Raw genomic sequence first — 607 nt, forward strand, 5'->3', positions numbered from 1 at the left:
CGTACTCCGTGTCGTTGGCGATCGACACGGCCTCGTCCTCCGTGGTGAAGGTCTCGACGGTGACGGTCGGTCCGAAGGCCTCGTCGTGGACGCAGGCCATCGACGGATCGCAGCGGTCCAGCACCGTCGGGAGGTAGAAGTAGCCGGCGTCGAGCGCGCCGGACCCCTGATCGCCCGTGGCGAAGGCGCCGCCCGTGCGGACCACCGCCCCGTCCTCGCGGGCCTTCTCGACGTAGGCGTGCACCTTGTCCCGGTGCGCCGCGGAGATCAGCGGCCCCGTTTCCGTGCCCTCGGCGTAGGGGAGACCCTGGCGGATCCCCTCGGCGCGGCGCACCAGCTCGTCGACGAAGAGGTCGTGCACCGACTCCTCGATCACGAGCCGCGCACCCGCCGAGCACACCTGTCCTGAGTGCAGGAAGGCGGCGTTGAGGGCGTTGTCGACGGCCGCGGCCAGGCCCTCCGGCGTGGCGCAGCTGTCGGCGAAGATCACGTTGGGGTTCTTGCCGCCCAGCTCGAGTGCGACCTTCTTGACGGTGCCGGCGGCGTTCGCGGCGATGATCCGGCCGGTCACCAGTCCGCCGGTGAAGGACACGAGATCCACGTCCGG

1 protein-coding gene is annotated in these 607 nt (G+C 70.8%); it reads right to left on the minus strand.

Translation table 11 applies throughout. The features are described from left to right. Nucleotides 1-607 (minus strand): aldehyde dehydrogenase family protein (locus FK529_RS19760; RefSeq protein WP_146564353.1); only part of this gene is annotated, 607 nt, incomplete at both ends.

It is taken from the genome of Tsukamurella asaccharolytica (assembly GCF_007858435.1).
Taxonomy (GTDB): domain Bacteria; phylum Actinomycetota; class Actinomycetes; order Mycobacteriales; family Mycobacteriaceae; genus Tsukamurella; species Tsukamurella asaccharolytica.